This is a genomic window from Variovorax sp. 01T439_2 (assembly GCF_056398445.1).
Genome location: NZ_JBFTPJ010000642.1, coordinates 1 through 3483, shown reverse-complemented (window position 1 = coordinate 3483; position 3483 = coordinate 1). Strand labels below are relative to the sequence as shown.

At 62.8% G+C, this 3483-nt stretch carries 2 protein-coding genes; both read right to left on the bottom strand.

The features are described 5' to 3' along the window. A partial coding sequence (locus AC1DOC_RS24955) for a LysR family transcriptional regulator (RefSeq protein WP_478130705.1) occupies positions 1-821 on the bottom strand: 821 nt, incomplete at its 3' end. A gap of 1079 nt (positions 822-1900) precedes the next feature. Next, positions 1901-3466: an ABC transporter substrate-binding protein gene (locus AC1DOC_RS24950; RefSeq protein ID WP_015865980.1), complete on the bottom strand. Its 1566-nt coding sequence runs from the start codon at positions 3464-3466 to the stop codon at positions 1901-1903. Positions 3467-3483: the final 17 nt, after the last annotated feature.

The following is a 3483-nucleotide window of genomic DNA, read 5'->3' as shown; positions in this document are numbered from 1 at the left end:
GGCAAATACGTCAGATTCAATTCTTCCGGCATCAGCTCGAACGACGGAAGGACTGCGACCAAAGAGCCGCCCTGAATCTCGGCTTTGGCACAAAGAAGAGGGACCAAGGCGATCCCGCCGGCCGAGCAGGCGAGTCTCAGCAGCAATTCCGGATCGTTGGCCCGGAATACGCGCGCGGCCCTGACGATGTGCTCCCGGTCAAGGCCTGGAACGACCATTTCCATCGCCTGCCGCTCCGGACCACAGGTCAGAAAAAAGTGTCCCGCGAGATCGTCGACCTTCTCGATCGCCGGATGGCGCTCGAGATACCAGGGTGCGGCGCACAGGACAAGGATCTGCCTCTTGATGCGTCTCGCGACGAGATCTTCGCAGCCTTCGAGCCCCACCCGGATGGCCACGTCGGCATCTTCACGAAACAGATCCACGCGACCGGAGTTCACGTCGACAGTGAGTTTGAGCAGGGGATGCGCGGCCATGAAGCCCGACAGGTGCGAGGAGAGCAGTTCGCGGCCGAGATAGCCGGGAACCGAGATCCGCAGTTGGCCTGTCAGGGCTTCGTTGGTGTCGGAGAGCCGCGAGAGCGCCTGGTTCACTGCCTCCAGAACTTCCTTCGCCGTGGAAAGGAACTCGCGCCCTTCCCCGGTGAGACCGAAACGACCTGCCCCCCGGTGCAGGAGCGTGTGGCCGACCAAGGCCTCCAGCCTCTTGAGCTGCCGGGACGCGGATGCCTTGGGCACGCTCAGTGCGTCGGCCGCTTGCGTCAACCCTCCCACTTCGACGGCTTTCACGAACAGCCGCACATCCGACATCAATAAATCCATGATTTTCCGAACCTGAGCGGAACGCCTGCGCTTTCCAGCTTCTCCTCTGGAATGGCGGCGTTTCAGCTCGATAAAAAGCGCTTCTGTGAACGGAGATCTGCAGGCAAGCAATCGCGTCGTGCAGCGCGGAATTCTTTTCCCGCATGCTGTCGATCACGCAATCACCCTGATTTGTCTCCACCACCGAAGTGCCTCCATATCTGCTCGGCACTCATCCAATCTCGCAGGCAATCTATTTATTTATTTGGCCCGCGTTCTGGCATTGTCGCCGTGGAAACGGCGCACTGTTTTTATTCTCAAGCCAGAATTCCGTCATTCTTTTTGTCGACGAACACGAAGGCTTTCGCTAACTTCGCCCCCGCATCGCACTGCTCTGCACCAAAATGGTGTTAATTGACAAATTGAAATCATGCTCAAATCTTAACAAGTGTAACAATGCCACTTCGAGAGGGTTATGAGAACTTTTTGGCATTTCGGCGACCTAGGAGTACATCATTTGCGAGAGTGTTGTTACGCAGTCACACAGCTCCCGCGAGCAGAGGCCGAGATGCGTGAAGTATTTCCGCGGAGCCGTCGCGGTCGGCCAGGCCTGCAGGTACAGCGTGCTCCATACGACCGCCGCGCAAAGTACGTTGCGCCCTTTCTGCCGACGCGGCCCTTCGGGCAGTCGAAGTGCGTACGCCCTCGGGCCAGCCGGTGCGGGCCCTGGGTCATGGCGCTGCGGGAGCGGTCGACCATGTGAAGGCACGGGTCCGTTTCGGCGCCGCCGAGCAGGTCAACGACATTGCTCGACGGGCAGCGGATGCCGAGAGAGTTCGCGTCCTGCCTGGCCAGGTAGGATCTCCAGATCGCCTCCGCGCCGCGCATGGGCGATGCCGTCCGAGCCGATCGGAAGGACGGCGAGAGATGCGGCGCGCGTGAAGTCTGCCGATGTGCCTTGGACACGGGAAAATCCGATTGGAAGTCAGAAGAACAGGGCTGGCGATTTGCTCGAGGCCATCAGGCTGCGGGCCCGTTCGTTGGTCGTGCGTGCAGCGGCTCCAAGCAGTTCGTCGGGCCGCCCCRACGAAGGTCTTGCTTCAGCCCGCCTTGGCCGCGGCCGACACCCCCCACAGCCGCGGCTTGCCTTCCCATACCGAAAACCCGGCGAGGCGCTTGCGCACGCCCCAGGCGTCGATGCCGTTGAACAGCATGATCATCGGGACCTGCTGGATCATCAATGCGTGGAGCTGGTCGAACAGCGCCTGGCGCTTTGCCCGGTCGGTCTCGGTGAAGCTCTCGTCGAGCAGCTTCAGCGCCTGCGGGTCTTCCCACACCTTGCGCGCCTGCTTGTCCTTCGGCCCGGAGAACTGCTCGTAGCTCAGCGCGGGATCGAGCCGTGACGAATAGCTGAACGAGCTCATCTGGTAGTTCCCGCTGTTGTACCGGTCGAGCTGCGTGGCCCATTCCAGCACTTCGATCTGCGCGTTGATCCCCACCGATTGCATCATCGCCTGCGCCAGCACCGCCACGGTGTAGCTCGGCACATGGGCGCGCTTGTTGGTCTGGATGGTGATCTTCTCGTTCTTGTAGCCGGCCTCGCGCAGCAGCTTCGCGGCCAGGGCGGGGTCGTAATGGAAGCCCTTCTTTTCGGCCGCGCCGTAAAAGGCCGAGCCCTTGTGAATCGCCGAGTTGTTGACCGAACCCAGGCCTTCGGATGCGGCCGCGACGATCTGCTCCATGTCGAGCGAGGCCGCGATCGCCTGACGCAGCTTCACGTTCTTCAGCAGCGGATCGCGCGTCTGGAAGAGCAGCGTGTTCTTCACCGCCTCGGTGGGTGCCTGCACGACGAGGTTGCGATCGGCCTTGAGCTCCTGCGCATCGCTCGATGTGATCTGGCCGGCGTCGATGGCTCCGGACTTGAGGCCGGCCGCGGCGGTGGCCGCGTCGGGCACAACCAGGAAGCGCACCGTGTCCACGAGCGGCGCCTTCAGGCCCACGTAGCCATCGGCCTTGGTGGCGCCCGGCGACGAGGTGTAGCCCTTGAACGCGGTCACCGTGACGTACTCGCCGCGCTTCCATTCGCCGAACTTGAACGGGCCGGTTCCCACGGGCTTGTCCCAGCTGCCGTCGGGCTTGACCGAGCTCGGATGCAGGATGGCCGTCATGCCGCAGTCGGAGCGCGCCAGCGTATCGAGGAACACGGCCGAGGGACGGTTGATCTTCAGCACGAAGGTGGCGTCGTCGGGCGTTGCGGCGTCCACCACCTTGAGGCCGTTGCGCCCGTCGTACTCGCTGAGGCAGCGCCAGTCGGTCTTCGGGTCCATGTAGCGCTTCCAGCTCCAGGCGACTTCGGCCGAGGTGAGCGGCGCGTCGTTGTGGAACTTGACGCCCTTGCGCAGCTTGAAAGTGTAGGTCAGCCCATCCTTGGAGACGTCGACCGATTGCGCGAGCAGCGGTCCCACGCTGCCGTCCTGCCGGTAGCCCACGAGCCCTTCGACCATGTTGAGCACGATGCCGTCGGTGGTGTTGTCGCGATTGACGCCGGGATTGGTGGAACGGATGTCCGCCGGCTGCGCGACCGTCACGGTGGTTTGCGCGAGTGCCGCGGCGCAGGCGAGGCCGGCACCGGCCATGGCTGCCAGACGGAAGAAGGAATGGGGCATGAAGTACTCCTGCAGAC